Origin of the sequence: Variovorax trehalosi (assembly GCF_051216415.1) — a bacterium.
Classification (GTDB): domain Bacteria; phylum Pseudomonadota; class Gammaproteobacteria; order Burkholderiales; family Burkholderiaceae_C; genus Variovorax.
Genome location: NZ_JBPJZG010000002.1, coordinates 561,391 through 586,330 on the forward strand (window position 1 = coordinate 561,391; position 24,940 = coordinate 586,330).

28 protein-coding genes are annotated in these 24,940 nt (G+C 67.4%); 10 read left to right on the plus strand and 18 right to left on the minus strand.

The genetic code is table 11. The features are described 5' to 3' along the window. Nucleotides 1–7: 7 nt before the first annotated feature. The 11 genes from ACSFA7_RS10645 to ACSFA7_RS10695 form a co-directional block, all read right to left on the minus strand. A complete protein-coding gene (locus ACSFA7_RS10645; RefSeq protein ID WP_435499318.1) occupies nucleotides 8–1,285 on the minus strand; it encodes an FAD-dependent oxidoreductase in 1,278 nt (425 codons plus the stop codon). Then, nucleotides 1,282–1,530, minus strand: coding sequence for a (2Fe-2S)-binding protein (locus ACSFA7_RS10650; protein WP_435499319.1), 249 nt, complete (start codon nucleotides 1,528–1,530; stop codon nucleotides 1,282–1,284). Before ACSFA7_RS10650 ends, ACSFA7_RS10645 begins: the two co-directional genes overlap by 4 nt. Beyond that, nucleotides 1,527–2,630 (minus strand): NAD(P)/FAD-dependent oxidoreductase, encoded by a 1,104-nt coding sequence (locus ACSFA7_RS10655; protein WP_435499320.1) that lies wholly within the window; start codon nucleotides 2,628–2,630, stop codon nucleotides 1,527–1,529. Before ACSFA7_RS10655 ends, ACSFA7_RS10650 begins: the two co-directional genes overlap by 4 nt. Before the next feature lie 10 nt (nucleotides 2,631–2,640). After that, nucleotides 2,641–3,576 carry a 4-hydroxyproline epimerase gene (locus ACSFA7_RS10660; RefSeq protein ID WP_435499321.1) on the minus strand — a complete coding sequence of 312 codons (936 nt, stop codon included), beginning with the start codon at nucleotides 3,574–3,576 and terminating at the stop codon, nucleotides 2,641–2,643. An 11-nt stretch (nucleotides 3,577–3,587) separates the two neighbouring features. Further along, the gene (locus tag ACSFA7_RS10665) at nucleotides 3,588–4,721 is read right to left on the minus strand and encodes a branched-chain amino acid ABC transporter substrate-binding protein (RefSeq protein ID WP_435499322.1); all 1,134 of its coding nucleotides are present in this window, start codon (nucleotides 4,719–4,721) and stop codon (nucleotides 3,588–3,590) included. Nucleotides 4,722–4,757: 36 nt separating this feature from the next. Further along, nucleotides 4,758–5,672 (minus strand): dihydrodipicolinate synthase family protein, encoded by a 915-nt coding sequence (locus ACSFA7_RS10670; RefSeq protein WP_206176293.1) that lies wholly within the window; start codon nucleotides 5,670–5,672, stop codon nucleotides 4,758–4,760. Nucleotides 5,673–5,844: 172 nt separating this feature from the next. Then, complete coding sequence (locus ACSFA7_RS10675) at nucleotides 5,845–6,819, minus strand: tripartite tricarboxylate transporter substrate-binding protein (RefSeq protein WP_435499323.1); 975 nt, start codon at nucleotides 6,817–6,819, stop codon at nucleotides 5,845–5,847. Nucleotides 6,820–6,856: 37 nt separating this feature from the next. Further along, complete coding sequence (locus ACSFA7_RS10680) at nucleotides 6,857–8,062, minus strand: M20 aminoacylase family protein (RefSeq protein ID WP_435499324.1); 1,206 nt, start codon at nucleotides 8,060–8,062, stop codon at nucleotides 6,857–6,859. Nucleotides 8,063–8,168: 106 nt separating this feature from the next. Continuing rightward, on the minus strand, nucleotides 8,169–9,023 hold the full coding sequence (locus tag ACSFA7_RS10685) for a pirin family protein (RefSeq protein ID WP_435499325.1): 855 nt from the start codon (nucleotides 9,021–9,023) through the stop codon (nucleotides 8,169–8,171). Then, nucleotides 9,020–9,607 (minus strand): NADPH-dependent FMN reductase, encoded by a 588-nt coding sequence (locus ACSFA7_RS10690; RefSeq protein WP_435499326.1) that lies wholly within the window; start codon nucleotides 9,605–9,607, stop codon nucleotides 9,020–9,022. Before ACSFA7_RS10690 ends, ACSFA7_RS10685 begins: the two co-directional genes overlap by 4 nt. Nucleotides 9,608–9,647: 40 nt before the next feature. Continuing rightward, nucleotides 9,648–10,034 carry a DoxX family protein gene (locus ACSFA7_RS10695; protein WP_435499327.1) on the minus strand — a complete coding sequence of 129 codons (387 nt, stop codon included), beginning with the start codon at nucleotides 10,032–10,034 and terminating at the stop codon, nucleotides 9,648–9,650. Between the two features lie 85 nt (nucleotides 10,035–10,119). Between ACSFA7_RS10695 and ACSFA7_RS10700 the strand changes: the two genes are divergently transcribed. Continuing rightward, a complete protein-coding gene (locus tag ACSFA7_RS10700; protein ID WP_435499328.1) occupies nucleotides 10,120–11,091 on the plus strand; it encodes a LysR family transcriptional regulator in 972 nt (323 codons plus the stop codon). Beyond that, the gene (locus ACSFA7_RS10705; protein ID WP_435499329.1) at nucleotides 11,088–11,564 is read left to right on the plus strand and encodes an FKBP-type peptidyl-prolyl cis-trans isomerase; all 477 of its coding nucleotides are present in this window, start codon (nucleotides 11,088–11,090) and stop codon (nucleotides 11,562–11,564) included. Before ACSFA7_RS10700 ends, ACSFA7_RS10705 begins: the two co-directional genes overlap by 4 nt. A 9-nt stretch (nucleotides 11,565–11,573) precedes the next feature. On the opposite strand, the gene ACSFA7_RS10710 is transcribed toward ACSFA7_RS10705, so the two are convergent. Continuing rightward, a complete protein-coding gene (locus ACSFA7_RS10710) occupies nucleotides 11,574–13,196 on the minus strand; it encodes a CYTH and CHAD domain-containing protein (RefSeq protein WP_435499330.1) in 1,623 nt (540 codons plus the stop codon). Between the two features lie 174 nt (nucleotides 13,197–13,370). Between ACSFA7_RS10710 and ACSFA7_RS10715 the strand changes: the two genes are divergently transcribed. Together ACSFA7_RS10715 and ACSFA7_RS10720 are read left to right on the plus strand one after the other, a co-directional pair. Further along, nucleotides 13,371–13,793 carry a VOC family protein gene (locus ACSFA7_RS10715; RefSeq protein WP_435499331.1) on the plus strand — a complete coding sequence of 141 codons (423 nt, stop codon included), beginning with the start codon at nucleotides 13,371–13,373 and terminating at the stop codon, nucleotides 13,791–13,793. Nucleotides 13,794–13,952: 159 nt separating this feature from the next. Further along, nucleotides 13,953–15,008: a pirin family protein gene (locus ACSFA7_RS10720; RefSeq protein WP_435499332.1), complete on the plus strand. Its 1,056-nt coding sequence runs from the start codon at nucleotides 13,953–13,955 to the stop codon at nucleotides 15,006–15,008. Between the two features lie 21 nt (nucleotides 15,009–15,029). Here the strand turns inward: ACSFA7_RS10720 and ACSFA7_RS10725 are convergent, their stop codons facing one another. From ACSFA7_RS10725 to ACSFA7_RS10735, 3 genes are all read right to left on the minus strand, one after another. Next, nucleotides 15,030–15,320, minus strand: a complete 291-nt coding sequence (locus tag ACSFA7_RS10725; RefSeq protein ID WP_435499333.1) for a YciI family protein — start codon at nucleotides 15,318–15,320, stop codon at nucleotides 15,030–15,032. 99 nt (nucleotides 15,321–15,419) lie between these two features. After that, complete coding sequence (locus ACSFA7_RS10730; RefSeq protein ID WP_435499334.1) at nucleotides 15,420–16,430, minus strand: Bug family tripartite tricarboxylate transporter substrate binding protein; 1,011 nt, start codon at nucleotides 16,428–16,430, stop codon at nucleotides 15,420–15,422. Between the two features lie 72 nt (nucleotides 16,431–16,502). Further along, on the minus strand, nucleotides 16,503–17,594 hold the full coding sequence (locus ACSFA7_RS10735; RefSeq protein ID WP_435499335.1) for a tartrate dehydrogenase: 1,092 nt from the start codon (nucleotides 17,592–17,594) through the stop codon (nucleotides 16,503–16,505). Nucleotides 17,595–17,708: 114 nt separating this feature from the next. On the opposite strand from ACSFA7_RS10735, the gene ACSFA7_RS10740 reads away from it, so the two are divergent. The 3 genes from ACSFA7_RS10740 to ACSFA7_RS10750 all read left to right on the plus strand — a co-directional run bounded on the left by ACSFA7_RS10740 (nucleotide 17,709) and on the right by ACSFA7_RS10750 (nucleotide 20,115). Beyond that, nucleotides 17,709–18,629 (plus strand): LysR family transcriptional regulator, encoded by a 921-nt coding sequence (locus tag ACSFA7_RS10740; RefSeq protein ID WP_435499336.1) that lies wholly within the window; start codon nucleotides 17,709–17,711, stop codon nucleotides 18,627–18,629. A gap of 86 nt (nucleotides 18,630–18,715) precedes the next feature. Further along, on the plus strand, nucleotides 18,716–19,783 hold the full coding sequence (locus tag ACSFA7_RS10745) for a M4 family metallopeptidase (protein ID WP_435499337.1): 1,068 nt from the start codon (nucleotides 18,716–18,718) through the stop codon (nucleotides 19,781–19,783). Then, complete coding sequence (locus ACSFA7_RS10750) at nucleotides 19,780–20,115, plus strand: protealysin inhibitor emfourin (RefSeq protein WP_435499338.1); 336 nt, start codon at nucleotides 19,780–19,782, stop codon at nucleotides 20,113–20,115. The genes ACSFA7_RS10745 and ACSFA7_RS10750 overlap by 4 nt, the downstream gene beginning before the upstream one ends. Nucleotides 20,116–20,118: 3 nt before the next feature. Here ACSFA7_RS10750 and ACSFA7_RS10755 read toward each other — a convergent pair whose 3' ends face one another. After that, nucleotides 20,119–21,447, minus strand: coding sequence for an Nramp family divalent metal transporter (locus tag ACSFA7_RS10755; protein WP_435499339.1), 1,329 nt, complete (start codon nucleotides 21,445–21,447; stop codon nucleotides 20,119–20,121). Between the two features lie 118 nt (nucleotides 21,448–21,565). Between ACSFA7_RS10755 and ACSFA7_RS10760 the strand changes: the two genes are divergently transcribed. The 3 genes from ACSFA7_RS10760 to ACSFA7_RS10770 all read left to right on the plus strand — a co-directional run bounded on the left by ACSFA7_RS10760 (nucleotide 21,566) and on the right by ACSFA7_RS10770 (nucleotide 23,184). After that, a complete protein-coding gene (locus ACSFA7_RS10760) occupies nucleotides 21,566–21,874 on the plus strand; it encodes a putative quinol monooxygenase (protein WP_435499340.1) in 309 nt (102 codons plus the stop codon). An 89-nt stretch (nucleotides 21,875–21,963) separates the two neighbouring features. Beyond that, complete coding sequence (locus ACSFA7_RS10765) at nucleotides 21,964–22,569, plus strand: YajG family lipoprotein (RefSeq protein WP_435499341.1); 606 nt, start codon at nucleotides 21,964–21,966, stop codon at nucleotides 22,567–22,569. Nucleotides 22,570–22,584: 15 nt separating this feature from the next. Beyond that, entirely contained in the window at nucleotides 22,585–23,184 is a 600-nt protein-coding gene (locus ACSFA7_RS10770) for a hypothetical protein (RefSeq protein WP_435499342.1), read from the plus strand. Between the two features lie 18 nt (nucleotides 23,185–23,202). Here the strand turns inward: ACSFA7_RS10770 and ACSFA7_RS10775 are convergent, their stop codons facing one another. Beyond that, the gene (locus tag ACSFA7_RS10775) at nucleotides 23,203–23,802 is read right to left on the minus strand and encodes a hypothetical protein (protein WP_435499343.1); all 600 of its coding nucleotides are present in this window, start codon (nucleotides 23,800–23,802) and stop codon (nucleotides 23,203–23,205) included. A gap of 111 nt (nucleotides 23,803–23,913) precedes the next feature. Beyond that, a complete protein-coding gene (gap, locus tag ACSFA7_RS10780) occupies nucleotides 23,914–24,915 on the minus strand; it encodes a type I glyceraldehyde-3-phosphate dehydrogenase (RefSeq protein WP_257863071.1) in 1,002 nt (333 codons plus the stop codon). Between the last annotated feature and the right edge of the window lie 25 nt (nucleotides 24,916–24,940).

Here is a 24,940-nt window from a genome sequence, read left to right on the forward strand (position 1 = left end):
TGCGGCCTCATTGTCGGGCGTCGCCCGGCCCGGCCAAGCCAGCCAGTGTGGCGATGCGCACCGGCGACAGCGGCGGGCGCGGCGCGGGCGGTGCCCAGCCGAAGAGAAATTGCGCCGCGTCACCGCACACGCGGCCCTGGCAGGCGCCCATGCCGCAGCGGCGGTGGAGCTTGGCGTCGGTCCAGCCGGTGCAATCCGCGAGCGCGGAGAAAGGGACGTCTTCGCAACGGCACACGAGGGTGTCGGGCTGCGGCATCTGCCTGATCTCGGGGGCCAGCGCGAAGCTGCGATGCAGTTGCGCGGCGAAGGCGTCCCAGCGAGCGCGTTCGGCTTCATGTTGTTTCGCGGCGCGCTCGTTGCCGACGGCTGCGTGGCCGGCGATGGAACCTTGCGCGAGCGCGCGTTCGCTGCCGCCGAAGCCGGTGCATTCGCCGGCGGCGTAGACGTCGGGCAGGCTGGTGAGCTGTCGCGTGTCGACGGCCAGCGCCTGCGGGCCTTCGGCCGCGAGGGCGCAACCGAGCAGGCGACCGAGTTGCGTGTTGGGCGTGAGGCCGAAGCCGCAGGCCACGCGGTCGCAGGCGATTTCCACTTCGCGCCTGCCCTGAAGAAGCCGGACCGATTCGACCTGCGTGCCGCCTTGCGCCGAGACGATGCGCGACGCGGTGCGGTACTGCGGATCGGCCAGCGTCACCGACTGCGCGGCCTTGCCCGGCCAGCGCCAGAGGTTCGCGGCAAAGCCCGCGACTGCCGTGAATGAAGCCTGCTCGGCGATGCGCACGACCTTCGCGCCCGCCGCGCGTGCCGTCGAAGCAGCGGCGAGCAACAGCGGACCGCTGCCCGCGATCACGATGCGCTCGCCCTCGACCGGCAGGCCCGCCTTGACGAGGGCCTGCAAACCGCCTGCGCCCGTCACGCCGGGCAGCGTCCAGCCCGGAAAGGGCAGCAGCAGTTCGCGCGCGCCGGTGCAGAGGATCAGCTTCTTCCACTGCATGCGCCAGCCGCGCTCGGCGTCTTCGAGCAGCAGTTCGTTGGGCGCAGGCGCGGCGATCACGCGCGTGCCGCTGCAGATGCGGATGTTGGCGTGGCGCGCGAGTGCATCGCGCCACTTGCGCGCGGCGGCAGGCAACGATGCGCCGGGGCCGTCGCGCCAGATCTGTCCCCCGGGCACGGGGTTATCGTCGATCACGACGATCGATGCGCCGCTCGACGCAGCAGCGACTGCGGCCGCCATGCCGGCAGGGCCCGCGCCGACGATCAACACATCGCAGTGTTCGAGCGCGGTCATTCCGAGGTCTCCACGCGCATGCCTTCGCCGCAGACTGTCTGGCAGGCGAGCCTGCGCCGACCGTCGATCAACACGCGGCATTCCTGGCACACGCCCATGCCGCAGAACGGCGCACGCGACTGGCCCGTGACGGAGGTTCGGGCCACGCCCATGCCACCGGCCACGCGCAACGCGGCGGCGACAGAACTGCCCGCCTTCACGCGCACGAGGTTGCCGTCGATGTGCAGCAGGGTGTGATTGCTCATGCCATCTCTCGCAGGCCGCGCGGCGCATACGGCGCCGCATCGAATTCGGGCGCAGCGCCGGTCATCAGCGCCGCGAGCAGGTGCGCGCTGCCCGGCGCTGTGGTCACACCAAGGCCTTCATGGCCGACAGCGAGCCAGAGCTTTTCTCGCCACGGGTGCTTGCCCAGCAGCGGCAAGCCATCGGGCGAGGCGGCGCGCATGCCGGTCCACGAGCGCACCGCATTGAGGCTCGCGAGACCCGGCAGGTAGTCGAGCGTGCGCTGCAGCATGCGCGCGAGCATCGGCGCTTCGACGGCGGGATCGGTGGTGTCGAACTGGCGCGAGGAGCCAATCAGCAGTTGCCCCGTGGGCCGCGGCTGCACGTTGAAGGCGACCGAGTCGCCGTCGCTGTGATGCGCGCTGGTCACGTAGCCGAGTTCGACGAGCTGGTGGTGCACCGTGCCCGGGTAGCGGTCGGTGATCAGCAGGTGGCCCTTCTTCGGGCGAATGGGAAGTTCGGAGCAGAGCGTCGTCGCCTCGATGCCGTTGGCCAGCACGATCTGCGGTGCGGCGCGGCGGGTGCCGTCGGCGAGACGCAGCGTGCCGTCGTCTTCGATCGTCTCGACCTTCGCGTGCTCGATGCGGATCGCATCGCCGCCCTGGCCGAGCAACCAGCGCGCGGCATTCGGTGCGTAGAGGATGCCGTCGCCCGGCACTTCAAGTGCGCCCGCAAGGCCCTTGCGCAGCGTGGGTTCGGCGCGCGCCAATGCGGCGGCGTCGAGCAGTCGGCTTTCGATGCCGTCCGCGCGCAGGCGTTGCTGCTTGCGTTCGGCCTCGGCCATTTCTTCTGCGTTCGCCGCGATCCAGAGCGTGCCGCAGGCGCTGTAGGCGCAGTCTTCGGGCATGTGCGGAGCGAGTGCGCGCCATCGCGCCGTCGAATCGCGGCTCAATGCGAGCTCCGCCGGGTTGTCGTCCATCACCACGAGGTGACCCATGCCCGCGCCCGTGGCGCCGCCGATGCGCGCGTCGAGCACCAGCACCCGGCGCCCGGCCTGTGCCAGCGCGTGTGCGCAAGCGGCGCCGACGATGCCGGCGCCGATGACGATCACATCCGCGTTCATGCCAGCGGCGTCAGAGACGGATGCCCCATCCGAAGGGATCGTTGTCGTCGACCAGCAGCGTGGCTTCGGCGCTGATGTGCGCGCGGCCGCGCAGGGTCGGGATGACCTTGTCGCCGTCCATCGTGTAGCTGGCTTCGAAGCGGCTGCCGATCACGCTGGCCTGCATCCACGTTTCGCCCGGCGCGAGCTTGCCGTCGGCGGCCAGGCACGCGATCTTGGCGCTGGTGCCGGTACCGCAGGGCGAGCGGTCGTAGGCGTTGCCGGGGCAGAGCACGAAGTTGCGGCTGTCCGCGCCTTCGTCGTCGTTGGCGAAGAGTTCGATGTGGTCGATCTCCGCGCCCTCTGCGCCCGTGATGCCCTGCGCCGCGAGCGCGCGGCGCAATGCGGCGGTGTAGTCGGTCAGCGCCGCGAGGTTGTCGCTCGCCACACGCTGGCCATGTTCGCTCACCAGGAAGAACCAGTTGCCGCCCCAGGCCACATCGCCGCGCACGGCGCCGTGGCCCGGCAGCTCGACCGCCACCTGGTGCAAATGCCGGTATGCCGGCACGTTGCGCACGCTCACCGAGCCATCGGCGTGCAGCGTGGTCGTGACCGTGCCGACCGGCGTCTCGATGCGGTGCTCGCCCACGCCGATGCGCCCCATGTGCGCCAGGCTCGCGACCAGCCCGATGGTGCCGTGGCCGCACATGCCCAGGTACCCGGCGTTGTTGAAGAAGATCACGCCCGCGGCGGCATCGGGCGACACCGGCTCGCACAGCAGCGCACCGACCACTACGTCGCTGCCGCGCGGCTCCAGCACGGTGGCCGCGCGCCATTTGTCGTGCTGGTCGGCCAGCAGCGCACGGCGCTCGGCCATGCTGCCGCCGCCCAGGTCGGGAAACCCGCCGATCACAAGGCGCGTGGGCTCGCCGCCCGTGTGCGAGTCGACGATCTGGATGCGTTGCATGGGCTGTCCGTTCAGTAGCTGGCGATAGGGACGGGAGCGGCGTTCTTGAAGGTGAAAACCGTGATCGGCGCCTGCTTCATGTTGCCCTTGTCGTCGTACGAATAGGTCGCGGCCACGCCCTTGTAGGTGTCCTTGTAGAGCTGTGCGCCCACCTTGTCGGGGTCGATCGAGTTGGCCTTCTTCATCGATTCGCCGATGAACAGCACCTGGTCGTAGTACGAGGCGGCGTACGCATCCGCATCGGCGTTGAAGCGCTTCTTGAACTTCTCCTTGAAGGCCGGGCCGCTCTGCGCCTTCTCGAGGATCGAACCGCCCTGCGCGCAGTACACGAGGTCGTTGACCGCGTCGCCGCCGAGCTTGCCGGTGGCGGGGCTGCAGACGGTGTCGCCGCCCAGGAGCTTGCCGGGCACGGCCAGCTGCTTCATCTGGCGCGCCATCGGCGCGGCCTGCGGCGCATAGCCGCCGAAGAAGATCGCCTCGGGCGCCTTGGCCTTCATGTTGGTCAGGATGGCGGTGAAGTCCACGGCCTTGTCGGTGGTGAATTCCTTGCCGACCACCGTCAGGCCCTGCTTCTGCGCTTCCTTGGTGAACTCTTCGGCGAGACCCTGGCCGAAGGCGGTGCGGTCGTCGATCACGCCGACCTTCTTGACCTTCAGTTCCTTGGCTGCGTACACGGCCATGCTGGAGCCGATCTGGTTGTCGCTCGCGATGATGCGGTACAGGTTCTTGTAGCCGCCCTGGGTCACCTTCGGGTTGGTGCCCACGGTCGAGACCATGGTGCCGCCATCGCTGTAGATGCGCGAGGCGGGAATCGCCACGCCCGAGCAGTACGGGCCCATGACGAACTTGACGCCGTCGTCCACGAACTTCTGCGCCACGCTCACACCGGTCTTGGCGTCGCACTGGTCGTCTTCGGAGACCAACTCGAACTTCAGCGTCTTGCCGCCGACGCTGAGCTTCTTGGCGTTGAGCTCCTCGATCGCGAGGCGCACGCCGTTTTCATTGTCCTTGCCCGCGAACGCGTTGGGACCCGAGAGGGGACCGCTGTGGCCGATCTTGACGACCTGCTCCTGCGCACTGGCCTGGCCTGCGACGGCGAGCGCCACGAGACCGATGAATGGAACCATGCTTGCTTTTGTCTTCATGCTTCTTCCTAGGTTGGGACAATGAAAGGGCGGTTATTACACAACCGATTGGTACTGCGCCGGCCGGGTCGCCAGTGCCTTCTTCACGATGTTCTCGATGAAGGCACGCTCCTCGCCGATGAGCGGCAGGCGCGGGCGGCGCATGTGCTCGGTGCCCACGCCGACCAGCAGGTCGATGAGCTTCAGGTTCTGCACCAGCTTGGTCGATACATCCAGGTGCAGCATCGGCGTCATCCACTGGTAGAGCTTGAGCGCCTCGGCGAACTTGCCGGCCTTCATCAGGTCGTAGAGCGCCACCGTCTCGCGCGGGAACGCGCAACCCACGCCCGCCAGCAGGCCATCGCAGCCGAGCGCCAGGCCTTCATAGGCGAGGTCGTCCACGCCCAGGAACAGCTGGTAGCGGTCGCCCACGGTGTTGCGCAGGTCGGTGATGCGGCGGATGTTGTCGGTGCTCTCCTTGATGGCGGCGATCCACTCGCAATCGGCCAGCTCGACCATGTGCTCGGGCTTGAGGTCCACGCGGTAGGCCACCGGGTTGTTGTAGACCATGATGGGTTTCTGCGCCGCGTTGGCGATGGTGCGCACGTTGAGCATGGCTTCGCGCGCATCGGCCACGTAGATCACAGAGGGCATCACCATGAAGCCGGCCACGCCCAGCTTGTTGGCGCCGTCCACGTAGCGCAGCGCCTCGCGGGTGCTGGTTTCCGACACGTTGGCCAGCACCGGGATGCGGCCGTCGGCGGCTTCGAGGGCGATCTTGGCGACCTGGAGCTTTTCTTCGAGCGTCAGCGTGCTGGCTTCGCCGAGCGAGCCGCAGGTGACCAGGCCGTGGATGCCGTTGCGGATCTGGAAGTCGATGTGGCGCGCGGTGCCCTCGGCATCGATGCTTTCGTCGGCGTGGAACTTGGTGGTGATGGCGGGGAAGATGCCTTGCCAGCGGGGATTGCTCACGGGTTGCTCCTGAGGGATGACGGTGGGAAAGGCCTGCACTTTAAATATATTAAGGATATATCGTCAAGCTGCCCACGACGGATCGGCCCGCTTGTTTCATCGGTGTTTGCCCTGCCATCGAAAGGAATACCGGTGTGACAGGCCGGCGTTCCGGCGCCGGCCACACCGAGGGTCAGTCGATCTTCGCCCCCGAAGCCTTTACCACCACCCCCATCGCATCCCAGTCAGCCCGCAGCAGCTTCTGGAATTCTTCCGCGCTCTGGCTGCGCGGCTCCACCCCCAGCCGCTTGAAGCGCTCCTGGATCGCCGGATCGGCCAGCACCTTGTTGGCCGCGGCGTTGATCCGCTCGACCTCGGCCTTGGGCGTGCCGGCCGGCGCGAGCAGGCCGATCCACGAATCGAAGGCGTAGCCCGGCAGGCCGCTCTCGGCCACGGTCGGCAGCTTGGGCAGGAAGGGGCTGCGCGACTGGCCGGTGGAGGCGAGCAGCTTCATGCGCGCGTCGTCCTGGAAGCCCATCACCCCGATGCTCGAGGAGATGACCGCCTGCACCCGGCCAGCGAGCACTTCGTTGACGGCTTCGCCGGTGGACTTGGTCGGGATGTGCGTCATCTGCAGGCCGGCCTTTGCGAGGAAGGACGCCATCGCCAGGTGCGTCGCGCTGCCGTTGCCCGCCGAGGCGTAGTTGTACTTGCCCGGATTGGCCTTGACCTCCTTGATGAAGTCGGCCGTGCTCGACACGTTCATGCCGCTCGCCACCGCCAGCACGTAGCCCGCGTTGCCGACGTTGGCCACGCCGACGAAGTCCTTCAGCGGGTCGTAGGACAGCTTGCTGTACAGGAAGGCCGCGATGTTGTGGCTCGCGGCCGCGAGCACCAGCGTGTTGCCGTCGGCCGGCGCGCGCGCCACGATGGCCGCGCCCACGGTGCCGCCCGCGCCCGCTCGGTTCTCGACGATGGCGCTGCCGTTGAGCGCCGCGCCCAGCTCGTTGTTGAAGGCGCGCGCCACCGTGTCCTGCACGGCGCCGGTGCCGAAGGGCACGATGATGTGAATCACGCGCTGCTGCGCATGGGCAGCACCGAAGCTGCAGAGTGCCACGGCGGCGGCAACCGCAGCCAGCGAACGTCGGGTGAACAGGGTGGAAGTCATCGAGGTGGCCGCTTTCATCATCAACAGGAAGAAGAACTCAGATGCCCGACGGCAGCCAGCGCTGCACCAGCTTCACGAAGTAGCTGGCACCGATCGGGATGATCTCGTCGTTGAAATCGAACGAGGTGTTGTGAATGATGCAAGGGCCGGGCCCGTGGCCGTCGAGCCGGTGGTCGCCGTCGCCATTGCCCAGGAACGCATAGCAGCCGGGCCGCGCGAGCAGCATGTGCGCAAAGTCCTCGGCGCCCATCACGGCGGGGAAGTCGTCGGTGACCATGTCGTCGCCCACCACCTCGCGCATCACGCCGGCGGCGAAGCGCGCCTCGGCCGGATGGTTCACCGTCGGCGGCGAGGAGCGGTTGAAGTACACCTCGGCCGTGCAGCCATGCGCCGCCGCCACGCCGGCCGCCACTTCGCGCAGCCGCGCTTCGAGCTTGTCGATGGCCTCGATGGAGAAGGTGCGGATCGTGCCGCCGACCGTCGCCACGTCGGGAATCACGTTCGGCGCATCCGAGCCCTGCAGCTGCGTGACCGCGAGCAGTGCGCGCTCGGTGCTGGGAATGGCGCGCGCCACGATGGTCTGCAGCTGCTGCGCGAGCGTGACCACCGCGGCCACCGGGTCGATGCCCGTGTGCGGCATCGAAGCGTGCGTGCCGCGCCCGTGCACGGTGATCTTGTAGGTGTTGCTCGACGCCATCAGCGCACCTTCGTTGAGCGCGAAGCGGCCTACGTCGCCGACCGGAAAGTTGTGCAGCCCGAAGACCGCGTCGCACGGAAAGCGCTCGAAGAGGCCCTCGTCGATCATCTTCTTGGCGCCGGCTTTGCCCATCTCCTCGGCGGGCTGGAAGATGAAATGCACGGTGCCGTCGAAATCGTCCGGCCCTTGTTGCGACAGGTGCCAGGCGGCGGCCAGCAGCATCGTCGTGTGGCCGTCGTGGCCGCAGGCGTGCATGCGGCCGGGGTTGGTGGACTTGTGGGCGAATTCGTTGGCTTCGTGGAGCGGCAGCGCGTCCATGTCGGCGCGCAGGCCGATGGTGCGTTTGCCGGTGCCCTTGCGCAGCACGCCGACGAGGCCGGTGCCCGCGATGCCGCGGTGCACCTCGATGCCCCATTCGGCGAGCAGGTTGGCGACCTTCTCGGAAGTGCGGTGTTCTTCGAAGCCCAGTTCTGGATGGGCGTGGATGTCGCGTCGGATGTCTACGAAGCGGGCGGCGTTGCTGGCGAAAGCGTCGACGATGTTCATGGCGGGTGGAGGCTGCGGGGAGTCGTTCGAAGCGAACGATTCTGGCGCAGCCGCCCGCCGGGCGCACGCTGGTTTGCGCGCGGTTTTCTCTCGGCCTGCAGGCGGATCAGCCCAGCCGGCCTTCCTGCCGCAGCTTCGCGCCGATGCGCCGGATCTCCGCCTCGCCCTGGTCCAGCGTCGCGCGGCTCGTGTGCACCGAGTAGTGGCCCATCACGAGTTCGTGCGGATGCTTCACCGCCGAGCCCAGCACGAACGAGGTGTCGCCGCGCGCCGTGAAATCGATGGACTCGCCGGACTCCTCGAACACCGCGAGTTCGCCAGTGTCGATAGGCCCGCCTGCATCGAGCCGACCCGCATTGACCGCAACCCAGCCGACCGTGTGGCCGGCGGGCGGCGTGTAGCGCCAGTGCTCGCCGTCCTTGAGCTGCACGGCGAGGTAGTTCATCGGCGCGGGTGCCGGAATGGCGCTCTGCGCCGCGCCGTAGCGTCCGAGCAGCACGCGCGCCGGGCCCTCCTGCGGCACCTGCGAAGGCGCGAGGTAGAAGCTTTGCGCAGGCGCGTTCTCTTCCGAGGCCGGCAGCGCCACCCAGAGCTGGAAGCCGCGCACGCGCTTCACGCCCGGCGCGGGCGAGCCGGTGTGCCACACGCCGTTGCCCGCGCGCATCCACTCGACGCCGCCGCCGCGCAGCACGCCCTGTTCGCCGGTCGTGTCTTCGTAGAGCGTGTCGCCTTCGATCAGCCAGGTCAGCGTGGCGATGCCCGAATGCGGGTGCATGCCGAAGCCCTTGTGGCCACCGCCGACATCGAAGCCGAAGAGGTCCAGGAACACGAAGGGCTTGAGGAACTCGCCCAGGTCGCCCGGGCTCATGAGCCGCGTGATCGGCCCGTGCTGCGCGCCGCGCGTGCGATAGACGATGGCGCGGGCTTGCGTCGAGACTGGGGCTGCAACTGCGGTGGTCATGCGGCCTCCCTCGCTGCCTTCAGCGCGCGGGTCCACCACGCGAGGTCGTCCAGCATGCCGGTGGCGGCCTGCGCAAGGTGCGGGAAGTCGTCGAAGCTCTTGCCCTGCTGCCAGATGCCCAGGAACTCGACCATGCCGATGTGCACGGCGTTGCGCACCGGTGCCATCTGCATCTCGACCGCGACCAGCCGCAGCTGCTCCACCGCGCGCGCCGCGCCCACGCCGCCGTAGCCCACGAAGCCGATGGGCTTGCGGATGAATTCCTTGTAGGCCCAGTCGATCGCGTTTTTCAGCACCGCGCTCGGGCCGTGGTTGTATTCGGGCGTGACGACGATGAGCCCGTCGAAGGTGGCGAGCTTGGCCTGCCAGCGCTGCGCGGTCTCGTTCTTCACCGGGCCCCAGGCGGGTGCGCCGGCTTCGTTGAAGAAGGGCAGCGGGTGGTCGCGCAGGTCGACCAGTTCGAAGGCGAGGTCGGTGCGCTGCCTGGCGATCTCGTGGATCCACTGCGCGGGCTTCTCGCCGAAGCGGCCTTCGCGGGTCGAGCCGAGGACGATGCCGATGAGCGGTTTTTGCTGTGGGGTCATGGGGTACTTGCTCCTGAATGGGGTTGGGAAGAAAGAGGGATCAGGCCGTGATGGCCGCCAGCCGCGGCACGGGCCGCAGCCGCCACGCCACGAAGGCCGAGAGCAGCATGAGAACGACGGCCGGCACGGCATTGCCGCCGATCAGCACGAGGTGGGTGGCCGCGCCGCAAGCCATGGTCACGGCCAGCAGCAGGGCGCCGAAGAACCCCGTGGCAGGCAGGAGCATCAGCAGCGCACCGCCGACCTCGACCACGCCCGTCACATAGCGGAACCACTGCCCGAAGCCGATGGCATCGAACACCTGGACCATCTGCGGCACGCCGGCCAGCTTGGCGGCGCCGGCCGCGCCGAAAGCCAGCGCCAGGACGATGCGAACGCCCCAGACGATGCGCCGCTGGAGGGGAGAAAGAGAGGATGAGGAAGTCATGGGTACAAGGTTAGGGTCGCACCCATTGATCGACTAGACGGTAGAGTCGGATTGCACTCGTCCATCTATCGAAGGAATCAACCCCATGCTCGACCTCAACGACATCGCCATGTTCGTGCAGGTGGTCCGCCACGGCAGCTTTGCCGAAGCCGCCCGGCGGCTCGGCCTGCCGCCCAACACCGTGAGCCGGCGCATCCAGCAGCTCGAGGCGCAGCTGGGCACGCGGCTGATGCAGCGTTCGACCCGCAAGCTCACGCTCACGAGCGCCGGGCAGGCGTTTCACGAGCGCTGCGCGGGGGCGGTCGATGGGCTGGTCGACGCTGGGCAGGCGCTGATCACCGGCAGCCAGGAACCCAGCGGGCTCGTGCGCGTGGCGGCGACGGCGGATTTCTTCGATTTCTTTCCGATGGAGTGGGTGGCCGACTTTTTGGCGGCGAATCCGCTGGTGCGCGTCGATTTCGTGCTGAGCGACGCGAAGGCCGACCTGATCGCCGATCAGATCGACGTGGCGTTTCGCGGCGGGGCGCTGCCGGACTCAGGCTTCGTCGGCCGCAAGCTCCTAGGGCCGCGCACGGACGGGATGGTGGCGAGCCCCGCGTACATCGCCGCGCGCGGCGCGCCCGCCACGCTGCAGGAACTGGCGGATCACGACTGCGTGACGGCAGCGCATCCGAGTGGGCGGGCGACCTGGCGCGTGACCGGGCCCGATGGGGTGGACGAAGAAGTGCAGGTCACCGGTCGTTTCTGCGGGAACACCGCGCAGGCGCTGCGCAAGGCAGCGTTGGCCGGGCTGGGCATCGCGCTGCTACCGCCGTCGATGGGGCGGCTCGATGTGGAAGCGGGGCGGCTGGTGCCGGTGCTGCCACAGTACCAGCGCACGGGGCATGGGCTGAGCGTGCTGTACCCGAGCCGCAAGCACCTGCCACTGGCGGTGTCGGCGTTCATCGGGATGGTGATGGAGAAGCTGAGTACGGAGGAGATGCTGCCAGCGGCGTTCAAGTCGTGGGAAAACCCGGCGCCGACGGCGAATCGATTTCCACAGAAAATGCCCCGATGAAAATCGAAAAAGACACCGTCGTCACCATCAAGTACAAAGTCTCCGACGCTCAGGGCAAGCTCATCGAAGCCAGCCCCGAGCCGATGGCCTACCTGCATGGCGGCTACGAGAACACCCTGCCCAAGATCGAGCAGGCGCTCGACGGCAAGGAAAAGGGCTTCCAGACCGTTCTGAACCTCGCCCCCGAAGACGCCTTCGGCCAGCGCGACGAGGCGCTGGTTCGCACCATCCCCAAGACCGAATTTCCGCCGGGCGTGAAGGTGGGCGGGCAGCTTCAGGGCCGGCTCGACGATGGCACCGAGCACGTCTTCACCGTGACCAAGATCAAGGGCCCGGTCGTGCTGCTCGACGGCAACCATCCGTGGGCCGGCAAGGCGCTGAAGTTCAGTCTGCAGGTGACGGACGTGCGCGCGGCGCTGCCGGTGGAAATCGAGCACCGGCACGTGCATGGTGCGCACGGGCACCATCACTAATTCTTTACGTTAGCGGGCGCGCGCCGCCTTGGTCCAGAACCGCGGCGCCTCCTCAATCCCGCCCAGCGCCTTGCGACATGTCTTCGCATGGACCGCATGCCTCGCACTGAACCATCCCACCGCAAACCACGCGCGCCCATCGCGCGCCGTGGCTTCGCGATAGAGCGCGAGCGCGACGGCTTCGTCGTTGAATTCGCCCAGTGCGTCCTGCGCGGGGCGCAGGTGCTTCAGGTAGCGCTCGGCGGCTGACGACGACGACTTTCCCTCCGCATCGGCGAACAGCGGCGCGACGAACTCGGCGAGGTAGCGCAAGCGCTTGAGCCGCTTGCGCACGCGGTGCTGGCTTTCGGTGTCGAGCGACTCGAAGCGCTTGCCGTCGCGCACCGCCTGCTTGTGCAGGTGCTGCAGGCGCTTGCGCAGGAAGCGGCGGGCGTCGTTGAGGCTCATCGGGGTCGGCGCCGAAGGGGTTTCGTCGGTTGCCTCGACATCAGTGGCCTTCGGCGCGACTTCTGCTGGCGCTGTCGCGGTGAATCCGATCAGCGAAACCAGCACCGACTGGAACGCCGGCGCACGCACGACATCGCCGGACGACCGCGCATCGGCCATCGCGTCGTCACCGCCCGCCAGCGGATCGAACTCCGGCGCGCCCGCTTCGCGCAGTTGCGGCTGCGCCAGCTTCACCACCTGTTCGCGATCGCGCAGATCGCCGAGCGCGCGGAAGGCGTCGACCAGCGGTGGCTCCCATGCGGCCGTGTCGAAAAGATTGGTGCCCGCATCGAGCCCCGCCAGTTCGCGCAGCGCGGTGCGCAGGCGCCGGATGCCGATGCGCAGTTGGTGGATCTGTTCTTCGTCGGTGCTGCCCGCGGCGATCTCGCTGGCGTTGGGCAGCATCTGCGCGAGACACGACGCGACCACGGCCGGCTGGATCGCGCGGCCGTCGAGCTTGTCCTTGCCTTCGGGGAAGCGCGGCGTCTCGGCCTTCACGGCCGGCACGACCTCGACCTTCGCCAGCAGCCGCGCGCCGCGCTCGGCCTTGGACACGGTGCTGAACCACAGCCCATGCTGCTGCGACCACCGGCGCGCGAGGGACACGAGCCCCTGCACGTCGCCGCGCTTGAGTTCCAGCTCCAGCTCGCACACGGGCGATTCGGACTGCTCGGGCGTGCCGGCGTAAGCCACGACCTTGCCGACATCGAGCGCCATCTCCACGACCGCGCCGCCGGGCCCGGTGACGCGCACGTCGCGCGTGAGCCGCACGATGTCGGTGGACTGCCGCTCCACCAGCGGCGCACCGCTCGCGGTCAGCACCTTGGCGAGCCGGTCGCCCACGGGCGTGCCCTGGTGGCGCTGCGGGTCGATGGCGGGCGATGCGGCGGCGGTGCCAAGGTCGACGTTGTGTTCCAGCCGGTGCAGCGCGTTGTCGCCCGTCGCCTTGACGGTCTGCACCCAGCGCCGTCCTTCCTTGCGCAGCCGCAGCACGATGCCCTCGGCGGCGAGTGCCTGGTCGGCGGTGTCGAAATAGCGCGCCTGCAGGCGGGTGCGCACGACGGTGCCGCGCCGCAGCGCCGCCTCGACGGCCTTCAGCCGGTCGGCGGGGATCTGAAACTTGAACTCGATTTCCATGGCGGCCATGATGCCCCGCCTTCTTCAGCCTGGACGCAATCTCCCAAGGGCCGGACCGGGCAAAAACAAAGATTCGAAAAATCATGTGGACGCCGTCCATTTTCTTTGGTATCCTTTGTGGACGGTGTACACAACACGCCGGCAAACCTCCAGATCCAACCCTTCATCGACACAGGAAACACCATGGCCAACAAGCAGATCTTCGTGAACCTCCCCGTCAAGAACCTCGAAAAGACCAAGGCGTTCTTCGCCGCGCTGGGCTACACCTTCAACGCGCAGTTCACCGACGCGAATGCCGCCTGCATGGTGATCGAGAAGGACAGCATCTTCGCGATGCTGCTGGTGGAAGACTTCTTCAAGACCTTCACGACCAAGAGCATCACCGACACCAGCAAGAGCACCGAGGTGCTGGTGTGCCTCTCGTGCGAGAGCCGCGCCGAGGTCGACGCGCTGGTCGCCAAGGCGGTGGCCGCCGGCGGCACCACGCCGCGCGAACCGCAGGACTACGGCTTCATGTACGGCCACGGCTTCCAGGACATCGACGGCCACCTCTGGGAGCTGATGTACATGGACCCCAATGCCGTCGTGCCGCACCAGAACGCCTGATGCGCTGAAGAAGAAGAACAGGCAAGCGCGATGCCCATCGTTCCATACGCGCTCTTCACTGTTGCAGGCAAGGTACCTACCGGAAGGCGGCGGCGCCCCGATATTCCTGGCACTGGCACGGCATCATCGGCCGAGCCCCCCATGGAAAGGAATATCGAAATGTCCGACAACAACAAGGGCCCCATCGTCCAGGTCAAGCCGCTCGGCTTTCCCTGGCAGACGATCGACCCGTTCCTGTTCTGCGTCTATCACGACGACGCCTACCCCAAGGCCAACGGGCACATGGGTCCCGAGGCCTCGCTGGCCGGCCGCCAGATCGGCCAGGACTTCAGCCGCAAGGACGGCTGGAGCATGTACCACGGCGACACGGTGCCGGGCTTTCCCTCGCACCCGCACCGCGGCTTCGAGACGGTGACCATCGTGCGCAAGGGCCTGGTCGACCACTCCGATTCGCTGGGCGCCACCGCGCGCTTCGGCGGCGGCGACGTGCAGTGGCTCACGGCCGGCAAGGGCATCGTGCACTCCGAGATGTTCCCGCTGCTCGATGCGGGCGCGCCGAATCCGCTGGAGCTGTTCCAGATCTGGCTCAACCTGCCGGCCAGGAACAAGATGGCCGAGCCGCACTTCACGATGTTCTGGTCGGACGCGATTCCGCGCTTCGCCTCCGACGACGCGAAGGGCGGCCGCACCGAGGTGGCCGTCATCGCGGGCCGGCTCGGCGACGCGGTCAACGGGCAGGACCCGATCCAGCCGCTCGCGCCACCGCCCGCCTCATGGGCCGCGCAGGACGATGCCGACGTGGCGATCTGGACGATCAAGATGACGCCCGGCGCGCAATGGACGCTGCCGGCCGCCACGGGCGAAGGCACGCGGCGGATGCTCTATTTCTTCAAGGGCGCGGCCGCGCAGATCGGCGGCGAGCGCATCGAAGGGCCGGTCGCGGTCGAGTTGCGCGCAGGCGCGGCCGTCGAGCTGGTCAACGGCGACGACGAGAGCGAGTTCCTCGTGCTGCAGGGCCGCCCGATCGCCGAGCCGGTGGCGCAATACGGCCCCTTCGTGATGAACACGCAGGCCGAGATCAGCCAGACCATGGCCGACTACCGCCGCACGCAATTCGGCGGCTGGCCCTGGGACGATTCGGCACCAGTGCATGACGCCAAGGCCGCGCGCTTTGCGCGGCATCCGGGCGGGCGCGAGGAAGTGCCGGGGGCTTGAGCGAAAAAAGACGTTCTGGGGTCAGAACGTCTTCAATGCCTCGATGCTTGGCGCCGTCATGCTGGGGATGAACTCGGTCACGTCCACACGTGCCACGCCGCCCTGCACGAACGGGTCGCGCGCCAGCACCGCCTGCAGCGCCTCGCGGTCGCCCGATCGCGCGAGGATCACGCCACCCGTGCGCGGCACCTGCCGGCCGGAAGCCACGAACAGGCCGCTCTCGTAGTGCTTCTTGAGCCACACCATGTGCGGGTCCATCAGCGCGTCGACTTCTTCGAGGGGGCGGGTGTAGGTGAGGGTGACGATGAACATGTGCAGGATGGCGGGTGAATACGGAAGCCCCGATCCTATGGCCTCGATGAGGCATCTGCACCACCAGTGTGTGACGCACTGGTAACGATGCGCGTCGCTCTAGTCGATTGCCACACCGCCTTCTTTCACCAACTTCGCGAATCTGGCGGTTTCCTCGCGGATCTGTCGCGCCATGTCGTCGGGCGAGCCGCCCAATGGCTCCGCGCCGATGGCCTGCATGCGCTGCACGAAGTCGGGCGACTTGATGATCTTCACCATCTCGGCGTTGAGCCGCGCGACGATGTCCTTGGGCGTCGCGGCCGGCGCGAGCACGCCGAACCAGGTGCCGATGTCGAAGCCCTTGAGGCCCGCTTCCTCAAGCGTGGGCACGTCGGGCAGCACCGACGAGCGGCGCGCCGTGGTCACGGCCAGCGCGCGCAGCTTGCCGCCCTTGATGTGCTGCAGCACCGGCGTGATGGTGTCGAAGGACATCGCCACCTGGCCGCCGAGCAGGTCGGTGGTGAGCGGGCCACTGCCCTTGTAGGGCACGTGCAGCAGCGTGGTGCCGGTGCTGGCCTGGAACTGGGTGCCGATCAGGTGCTGCGCGGTGCCGTTGCCGTTGGAGCCGTAGGCCAGCTTGTCGGGCGCGGCCTTGGCGAGCGCCACCAGTTCGGCCACGTTCTTCGCGGGCGTGTTGGCCGGATTGATGACGAGCACGTTGGGCACCATCGCCACGACGGTGATGGGTGCCAGGTCTTTCTGGAAGTCGTAGGGCAGCTTCTTGTAGACGCTGGTCGCAATGGTGTGATGCACGGCGCCCATCAGCAGCGTGTAGCCGTCGGGCCTGGCCTTGGCGACGTAGTCGGCGCCGAGCGTGGCGCCCGCGCCCGGCTTGCTCTCGACCACCACCGGCTGGCCGAGCGATTGCGAGAGCTTGTCGGCCAGCGCGCGCGCCAGCACGTCGGTGGTGCCGCCGGCCGGGAACGGCACGACGAGGCTGATCGGACGCGTGGGCCATGCGGCCGGTTGCGCGAAAGCCAGCCCGGCGACGCCGAGGCCGAGCGCCAGCGCGCCGGCCTGAAGCATCGTGCTACGACGACGCGCACTCTTGTTGAAAGTGAAAGCTGTCATGGTCTTGTCTCCGGCTTGTTGTGGTCGTGATGTCCGCGCGCATCGAGGCGCGCTGTGACTGCGGTGAAAGAGTCAGGCCGCGAGGCGCTGCCGCACACCGGCGATGTGCTCGCACACGGCGCGCGTCACCTGTTCGGTAGTGGCGCTGCCGCCGAGGTCACGCGTGTGCAGCGAAGCGTTGGCGGTGACGTGCTCGACCGCGTCCATCACGCGGCGCGCGGCCTCCGCTTCACCCAGGTGCTCGAGCAGCATCACGACCGACCAGAAGGTGCCGACCGGATTGGCCAGCCCCTTGCCCATGATGTCGAAGGCCGAGCCGTGGATGGGCTCGAACATCGACGGGTAGCGGCGCTCCGGGTCGATGTTGCCGGTGGGCGCGATGCCCAGGCTGCCGGCGAGCGCGGCCGCAAGGTCGCTGAGGATGTCGGCGTGCAGGTTGGTCGCGACGATGGTGTCGAGGGAGGCGGGCCGGTTGACCATGCGCGCGGTGCAGGCGTCGACCAGTTCCTTGTCCCAGGTCACGTCGGGGAACTCCTTCGAGACCTGCAGCGCGATCTCGTCCCACATCACCATCGCGTGACGTTGCGCATTGCTCTTGGTGACCACGGTGAGCAACTTGCGCGGCCGCGATCGGGCCAGCTTGAAGGCGAACCGCATGATGCGTTCGACGCCCGCGCGGGTCATCATGCTCACGTCGGTCGCGGCCTCGATCGGATGGCCCTGGTGCACGCGGCCGCCGACGCCGGCGTATTCGCCTTCGGAGTTCTCGCGCACGATCACCCAGTCGAGCTGGCCCGGCGCGCAGCGCTTGAGCGGACCGTCGATGCCCGGCAGGATGCGTGTGGGCCGCACGTTGGCGTATTGGTCGAAGCCCTGGCAGATCTTCAGGCGCAGGCCCCACAGCGTGATGTGGTCGGGGATGTGCGGATCGCCCGCGGAGCCGAAGAGGATGGCGTCCTTTCCGCGGAGGGCCTCGAGCCCGTCGGCCGGTATCATCTCGCCGTGCGCGCGGTACCAATCGCCGCCCCAGCCGAAGTCCTCGAACGTGAAGCTCAGCGAGCCGCCGGAGGCCGCGGCCAGCGCCTCCATCACTTCGCGCCCGGCCGGGATCACTTCCTTGCCGATGCCGTCGCCGGGAATGGTGGCAATGCTGTAGCTGCTCATCGTCGTCCTTCAATGGATTGCTTCTGGGAGCTGCCACTGTAGGATTCGATGCACCGAACGATTCACGCCAGAAGTGAATCCATCCTTAACCTCAGTTCAACAATCGGATCGTCCATGGTTTCTCCGATCCAGCCTGCCGAACTCGGCTTCTTCTCCACGCTCGCGGCCTGTGGCAGCCTGAGTGCGGCGGCACGCGAACTGGGCATCAGCACACCGGCCGTGAGCAAGCGGCTCGCGCAGATGGAGGCGCGCATCGGCGTCACGCTGGTGAACCGCACCACGCGGCGCATGAGCCTCACGCCGGAAGGCGAGCTCTATGTGGAACATGCGCGCGGCATCCTCGGCGCGATCGACGACATGGCGCAGTTGCTGGGCGAAGCGAAGGCGGAGCCGCGCGGCTTGCTGCGCGTGAACGCCACGCTGGGTTTCGGACGCAGCCACGTCGCGGCGCTGATCTCGAAGTTCGCGCGCAAGCATCCGGAAGTCGAGGTGCAACTGCAGTTGTCGGTGAACCCGCCGCCGCTCACGGACGATGCCTTCGACGTCTGCATCCGCTTCGGCGCGCCGCCCGAATCGCGCGTGATCGCGCGGCGCATCGCGTCGAACCGGCGCCTGTTGTGCGCCTCGCCCGCGTACCTTGCACGGGCCGGACAGCCCAAGGTGCCCAACGACCTCGCGCGCCACCGCTGCATCGGCATTCGCCAGGGCGACGAGGCCTACGGCGTGTGGCGCCTGAGCTCGGGCCGCGGCGCCGCGCAGCACACCGAGGCCATCAAGACGCGCGGCGCGCTCAGCACCAACGACGGCGAAATCGCGGTCAACTGGGCGCTCGACGGCCACGGCATCCTGATGCGCGCCGAATGGGACATCGCGCGGTACCTGCGCAGCGGACGGCTGGTGCAGGTGCTGGCCAACTACCGCACGCCCGATGCCGACATCTATGCGGTGTACCCCCAACGTCATCAGCTGTCGGCGCGTGTGAGAGCTTTCGTTGACTTCATCGCGGCAGCGCTTGAAAACGGCAGCATCCGGTGACACCTGCAAAGAGACTGCGGCGACACGGATCAGCGGCTTTCTGCTACCGTATTTTTCATCGCTGATTGCTCACCGGAGAACCGCCCATGCCGCTTCGCCCGCCACCGATCCTGCCGCCCAGCTTCGTACCGCCGTACCTGCTGGACCGGCTCGCGGCGCACGCCGATGCGCCCGTCAGTGCGCGCGCGGCCAACACGCTGATGATCGATCGCGAAAACCGCGGGCTGCGCGAATTTCTCGCGCCCAAGGTGTCGTCGAGCCCCGCGCCGCAGTACACGAAACGAAGCTCGCCCGAGCGCAAGATCCATGACGCGGGCAACGCCACGCAACTGCCCGGCAAGCTGATTCGCTCCGAAGGCCAGGCCGCAAGCAAGGACCTCGCGGTCGACGAGGCGTACGACGCCCTCGGCGCCACCTGGCGCCTGTACCACGACATCTACGAACGCAACTCCATCGACGGCGCGGGCATGCCGCTCACAGGCAGCGTGCACTACGGCAACGACTACGACAACGCTTTCTGGAACGGCACGCAGATGGTGTTCGGCGATGGCGACGGCGAAGTCTTCAACCGCTTCACCATCGCCGTGGACATCATCGGCCACGAACTCACGCACGGCGTGATCGATCACGAGTCGGGATTGGTCTACCAGGGCCAGTCAGGCGCGCTCAACGAATCGATCTGCGATGTGTTCGGCGCGCTCGTCAAACAACATGTGCTCAAGCAGACCGCGCAGCAGGCCGACTGGCTGGTGGGCGCCGGCCTCTTCATGGAAACAGTGAAAGCGCGCGCCCTGCGCTCGATGGCCGAGCCCGGCACCGCCTACGACGACCCGGTGCTCGGCAAGGACCCGCAGCCGGCGCACATGAAAGACATCGTCGTCACGCGGCAGGACAATGGCGGCGTGCACATCAATTCCGGCATTCCCAACCGCGCCTTCTACCTGGCCGCGACCGCCATCGACGGCCCCGCGTGGGAGACGGCCGGCCGCATCTGGTACGACACCGTGTGCGACCGCCGGTTGAAGCAGGATGCGGATTTCGCCGCCTTTGCCGAACTGACCGTGAGCGCCGCCGCCAGGCGCTTCAGCCCCGGCAGCGCGGCGCACAAGGCGGTCATTGCCGCATGGAACACCGTGGGAGTCACCGCATCATGATCCACCTGCCGCCCCTGAACGACGCCACCATCGTGCGCGTGACGCGCGAAGGCGGCATCGCCTACTTGCCGGGCCTCGCACGGCCGCGCAGCTTCCAGCTGGGCGACTGCACCGAGGAACTGCGCCAGCAGATCGACGACGCGCTGCAGAGCGCCGCACCGCACGCCGAGGAAAGCAGCGCGGCATCGCCGGGCGGCGACCAGCGCGTCTACCGCGTGGAGGTGGTGATGGAGAACACGGCCACCGCGAGCTCGGTCAGCTTCGACGTGCCCGAGACCGAGGCGCCCGCGGCGCTGGTGCATCTCTGGAAGGATGCGGGCAAGCGCCGCTGAGCTTCAGCCTTTGCCGAGGACCACCGAGCCGATCAGCCACACGTTCGCAGCGCTGATCACGCCGAACAAGCCCCAGGCCAGCAGCTTCACCACGGCGCCGTTGGCAAAGCCGCCCATCATCTCGCGGCTGCTCGTGAAGCGGATCAACGGCCACATCGCAAACGGCAGCTGGAAGCTCAGCACCACCTGGCTCAGCACCAGCATCTTGCCCACGCCGCCATCGCCGAACCACCAGACGCCGAGGAACGCCGGCCCCAGCGCGAGCGCGCGCGTGAGGAGGCGCCGCTGCCAGCAGGGGATCTTCAGGTCGAGAAAACCTTCCATGATGATCTGGCCCGCGATGGTGCCGGTGAAGGTCGAGCTCTGCCCCGAGGCCAGCAGCGCAATGCCGAACAGCGTGGCCGCGAACGCGCTGCCGACGATGGGCTCGATGAGCCGGTAGGCGTCGTCGATCTCGGTCACGTCCTGGTGGCCGGTGGCGTGGAAAGCGCTGGCCGCGAGCACCATGATGGCCGCGTTGACCAGCAGCGCGAGCGACAGCGACACCACCGCATCGAGCGTGCAGAAACGCACCGCCTCGCGGCGCGCCGCATCGGTGTCGGCGATGAGCCGCGTCTGCACGATGGACGAATGCAGGTACAGGTTGTGCGGCATCACCGTCGCACCGACCACGCCGATGGCGAGGTACAGTGCGCCCGGCTGCTGCAGCCGCTCGAAGCTCGGCGCAAAGCCCATCGCCACGCCGAACCAGTTGGGCTGCGACATGGCGAGCTCGACCACGAAGCAGCCCGCGATGGTGCCGACCAATCCGAGCACGATGGCCTCCACGCGCCGGAAGCCGGCGCCCTGCAGGCCCAGCACGAGCAGCGTGTCGAAGGCCGTGATGGCGATGCCGACGGGGATCGAGACGCCGAACAGCAGATGCAGTGCAAGCGCGCTGCCCAGCACCTCGGCGAGGTCGCAGGCCACGATGGCCAACTCGGCGCCGAGCCAGAGGAAGCGGTTCACGCGCGGCGAATAGTGTTCACGGCAGGCGCGCGCCAGGTCCTTCTGCGCCACCAGCCCGAGCCGCACGCACAGCGTCTGCAGCAGCATCGCCGCAAGGCTCGCGAGCAGCACCACGAAGAGCAGGCCGTAGCCGAAGCGCGAGCCCGCCTCGATGTCTGTCGCCCAATTGCCAGGGTCCATGTAGCCCACAGAAACCAGGAGGCCCGGGCCCGCGTAGCGCAGCAATTTTTTGCCGAAGGGCAGGTCCTGCGGGACCGCCACGCTGCCCTTGACTTCGGAGGGACAGAAGGGCGCAGTGGCCGTGCGGGGGAGCGGAAAGAACATGCGGGCGATGATAGGGTGGGGCACCGGGTCTCGTGCGGGACCTGCGCCGCGGCGCCGGATCTTTTAGATTCGACGTTTGCCATCCCATCACCTTCACACCACCCCGGAGTTCATTCCAATGATTCACGTAGTTGCTGTCCTCACCGCCAAGCCCGGCCAACGCGCCAAGCTGCTCGAAGCCTTTGCCGCCAACCGCGCGGCCGTGCTGGCCGAAGAGGGCTGCATCGAGTACGGCGCGACGATCGATGCGCAAGGCATTCCCACCTCGAAGGCGAGCTTCGGCCCTGACACTTTCGTGGTGATCGAGAAGTGGGAAACGCTCGCTCACCTGCAGGCGCATGCCGTTGCGCCGCACATGAAAGCCCACGGCGAGAAGACCAAGGAGCTGGTCGAGAGCAAGCTCATTCACGTGCTCGAACCCGTCTGAGGTTCTTCCCTTAAGGACCTTCGCGCGCGGCGCGAGGCGTGCTACCTTCGCGCCGGGGAGCAGACATCTCGGACGAGGGGACTCGAGACATGGCGATCGTTTTCAGACCGCATGGTTTGCGCCTGCACGCTTTCGCAGCCAGGCTCGGCGCACTGACCGCACTGCTGCTCGCCACCGGTTGCGCACAACTGGGCGCACCGCCCTACGCCGCCGACTACGAGGCGCTCGACCGCCTCGAGGCGAACAACCCCGGCAAGGTGGCGGTCGCCAAGGTGCAGCCCACCGACCCGAACGACAAGATCAACACGCTGAGCCTGCGCCGCGCCAGGCTGGTGTCGCCCAGCGGCACCTTCGCGCAGTACCTCGAAGACGCGCTGATGCGCGACCTGAGCGAGATCGCGGTCTACGACCCGAAGGCGCCGACCCGCATCGCGGCGCGCATCGTCGTCAACGAACTCGACCTCGGCGTGATCAACGGCACCGGCCGCATGGACGTGGAGGTCACCGTCACGCGCGATGCGGCGCAGAAGCTGAAGAAGACCTACCGCGGCGAGATCGCCTTCGACTCGAGCTACGCGAACATCGTGGCGGTGCCTGCAGGGCAGGCCGCCTACCCGAGGCTGGTGCGCGCGCTGCTGCGGCAGGTGTATGCCGATCCCCAATTCGTTGCGGCCATTGCATCGTCTGCACCATAGGACCGGAGAAGCCCCATGACGTTTCTGCTTTCTTCTCCGATGCACCGGCTCGCTGCCGCGCTGGCAACCGCCGCCCTGCTGGCCGGCTGCTCCCATCCGATCACGATGATCACGGAGACCGCGCCGCCGCGGTCCATCGCCCATCTCATCCCGAAGAAGGTCGCCTATGTGATGACCGACGCGCAGCGCGACCTGCAGGTCACGACCGCCGGCGGCAGCGGCGACCGGGTGAGCTATTACCCGTACCGCGACCTGGAGAAGTCCATTCGCGATGCACTGCGCGGGGTCTACCGCAACGTGATCGTCGTGCGCACCGCCAACGACGCAAAGGCCAACGAGGCGGCGGGCGTGTCGCTGGTGTTCACGCCGCAGATCAAGACCGATTCGAGCTCGTCCTCGTGGATCACCTGGCCGCCCACCGCGTTCACGGCCGAGGTGTCGTGCGTGGTGACGGACACGGCAGGCGCCGAAGTCACGCGCGTGCGTGCGGTCGGCAACGGCACGGCGGAGTTCGGGGAGTTCAATGGCGACTACGGCTTGGCCGCGCGGCGCGCGGCCAGGCAGATGACCTCGCAGCTCAGCAGCGAGATCCGTAGGAACGAGAAGCTGCAGTGAGCACCTCGCACATGCGCTTCAGTCCAGACGTTGGTTGACCACGCGCGCCACGAAGTTTTCCAGCGAGACCCGGATCGCCTTTTCAGTGGCTTTCCCAAGGGCTTCAGCACCCACGGGGCATTGGCCGTCGACCGACTCTTGACCAAAACCGCGCACCGTGGTCGTTGCGAGTTCCCGGCCTTCGGCGGAGACCGCAGTGGTCTTGATGGATATTTCGACACTCGCATCCGCGGTGGGCACGAAGAAGCCTGGCTGGAACCGCAAGCGCGGGTTGAAGTCATCGAGGGCAAAGGTGTAGAGCACCCCATCGTTGCCCGCTTCCGAGGCCGTCGAAATCGGCACCACCGACGAGTGCGCCGCCGAGACGGTGCGCACGATGGACGTCTTGACGGCCGTGCCCACTGCCACCGGAAAGCTGTGTGCGCCGCAGATGTGGCCCGGCTTGACGACTTTCTCGAGCGTCGCCAAATCGCTCGACACGGCAACGTACGCCTTGCTCGACTGGACCCGATCGCGGCGGACTTCGTAGGCCGCGGATGTACTCCCGACTTCTGCTCTGTGCGCGCAGCCCGCCATCAAAAGGGCGCACGCACCCATGCCAATCAGTCTTCCGATCACACGCTTCTCCTCGTAATGAATTGTTATTCGATTCTAGGAGGGGTTCGGACACCCGCCGGGGCATGAAAAAAACGCGCCCTCGGGCGCGTTTTTCATTGAAGCCGCGAAACCTTACTTCGACACGACCTTCACCATCTCGAGGCACTTGTTCGAGTAGCCCCATTCGTTGTCGTACCAGCTCACGAGCTTCACGAAGGTGCTGTCCAGGGCGATGCCGGCTTCGGCGTCGAAGATCGAGGTGCGCGGGTCGCCGCGGAAGTCGGTGGCCACGACCTTGTCTTCGGTGTAGCCCAGCACGCCCTTGAGCGCGCCTTCGCTCTGTGCCTTCATTTCGGCGCAGATTTCCTTGTACGTGGCTTCCTTCTCCAGCTCGACCACGAGGTCGACCACCGACACGTCGGAGGTCGGCACACGGAAGCTCATGCCCGTGAGCTTCTTGTTGAGCTCGGGGATCACCACGCCCACGGCCTTGGCTGCGCCGGTGCTCGAGGGAATGATGTTTTCCAGGATGCCGCGACCGCCGCGCCAGTCCTTGTTGCTCGGGCCGTCCACGGTCTTCTGCGTGGCGGTGGCGGCGTGCACGGTCGTCATCAGGCCGCGCTTGATGCCCCACTTGTCGTGCAGCACCTTGGCGAGCGGCGCCAGGCAGTTGGTGGTGCAGCTGGCGTTGCTGATGATGGCTTCGCCGGCGTACTTCTTGTCGTTCACGCCGTAGACGAACATGGGGGTGTCGTCCTTCGACGGTGCCGACAGGATCACCTTCTTGGCGCCCGCGTCGATGTGCTTCTGTGCCGTTTCCTTCGTGAGGAAGAGGCCGGTCGATTCGAGCACGATGTCGGCACCGACTTCGTTCCACTTGAGCTGCGACGGGTCGCGCTCTTGCGTGAGGCGGATCTTCTTGCCGTTGACGATCAGCGTGTTGCCTTCGACCGTGACTTCACCCTTGAAGCGGCCATGCACCGAGTCGTACTGGAGCATGTAGGCGAGGTAGTCGGGCTCGAGCAAGTCGTTGATGGCAACGATCTCGATGTCGTTCTTGAAGTTCTGCACCGCTGCGCGCAGCACGTTGCGACCGATGCGGCCGAAGCCGTTGATACCGAGTTTGATAGCCATCTGACTTGCTCCTAAGGTTGAAAAA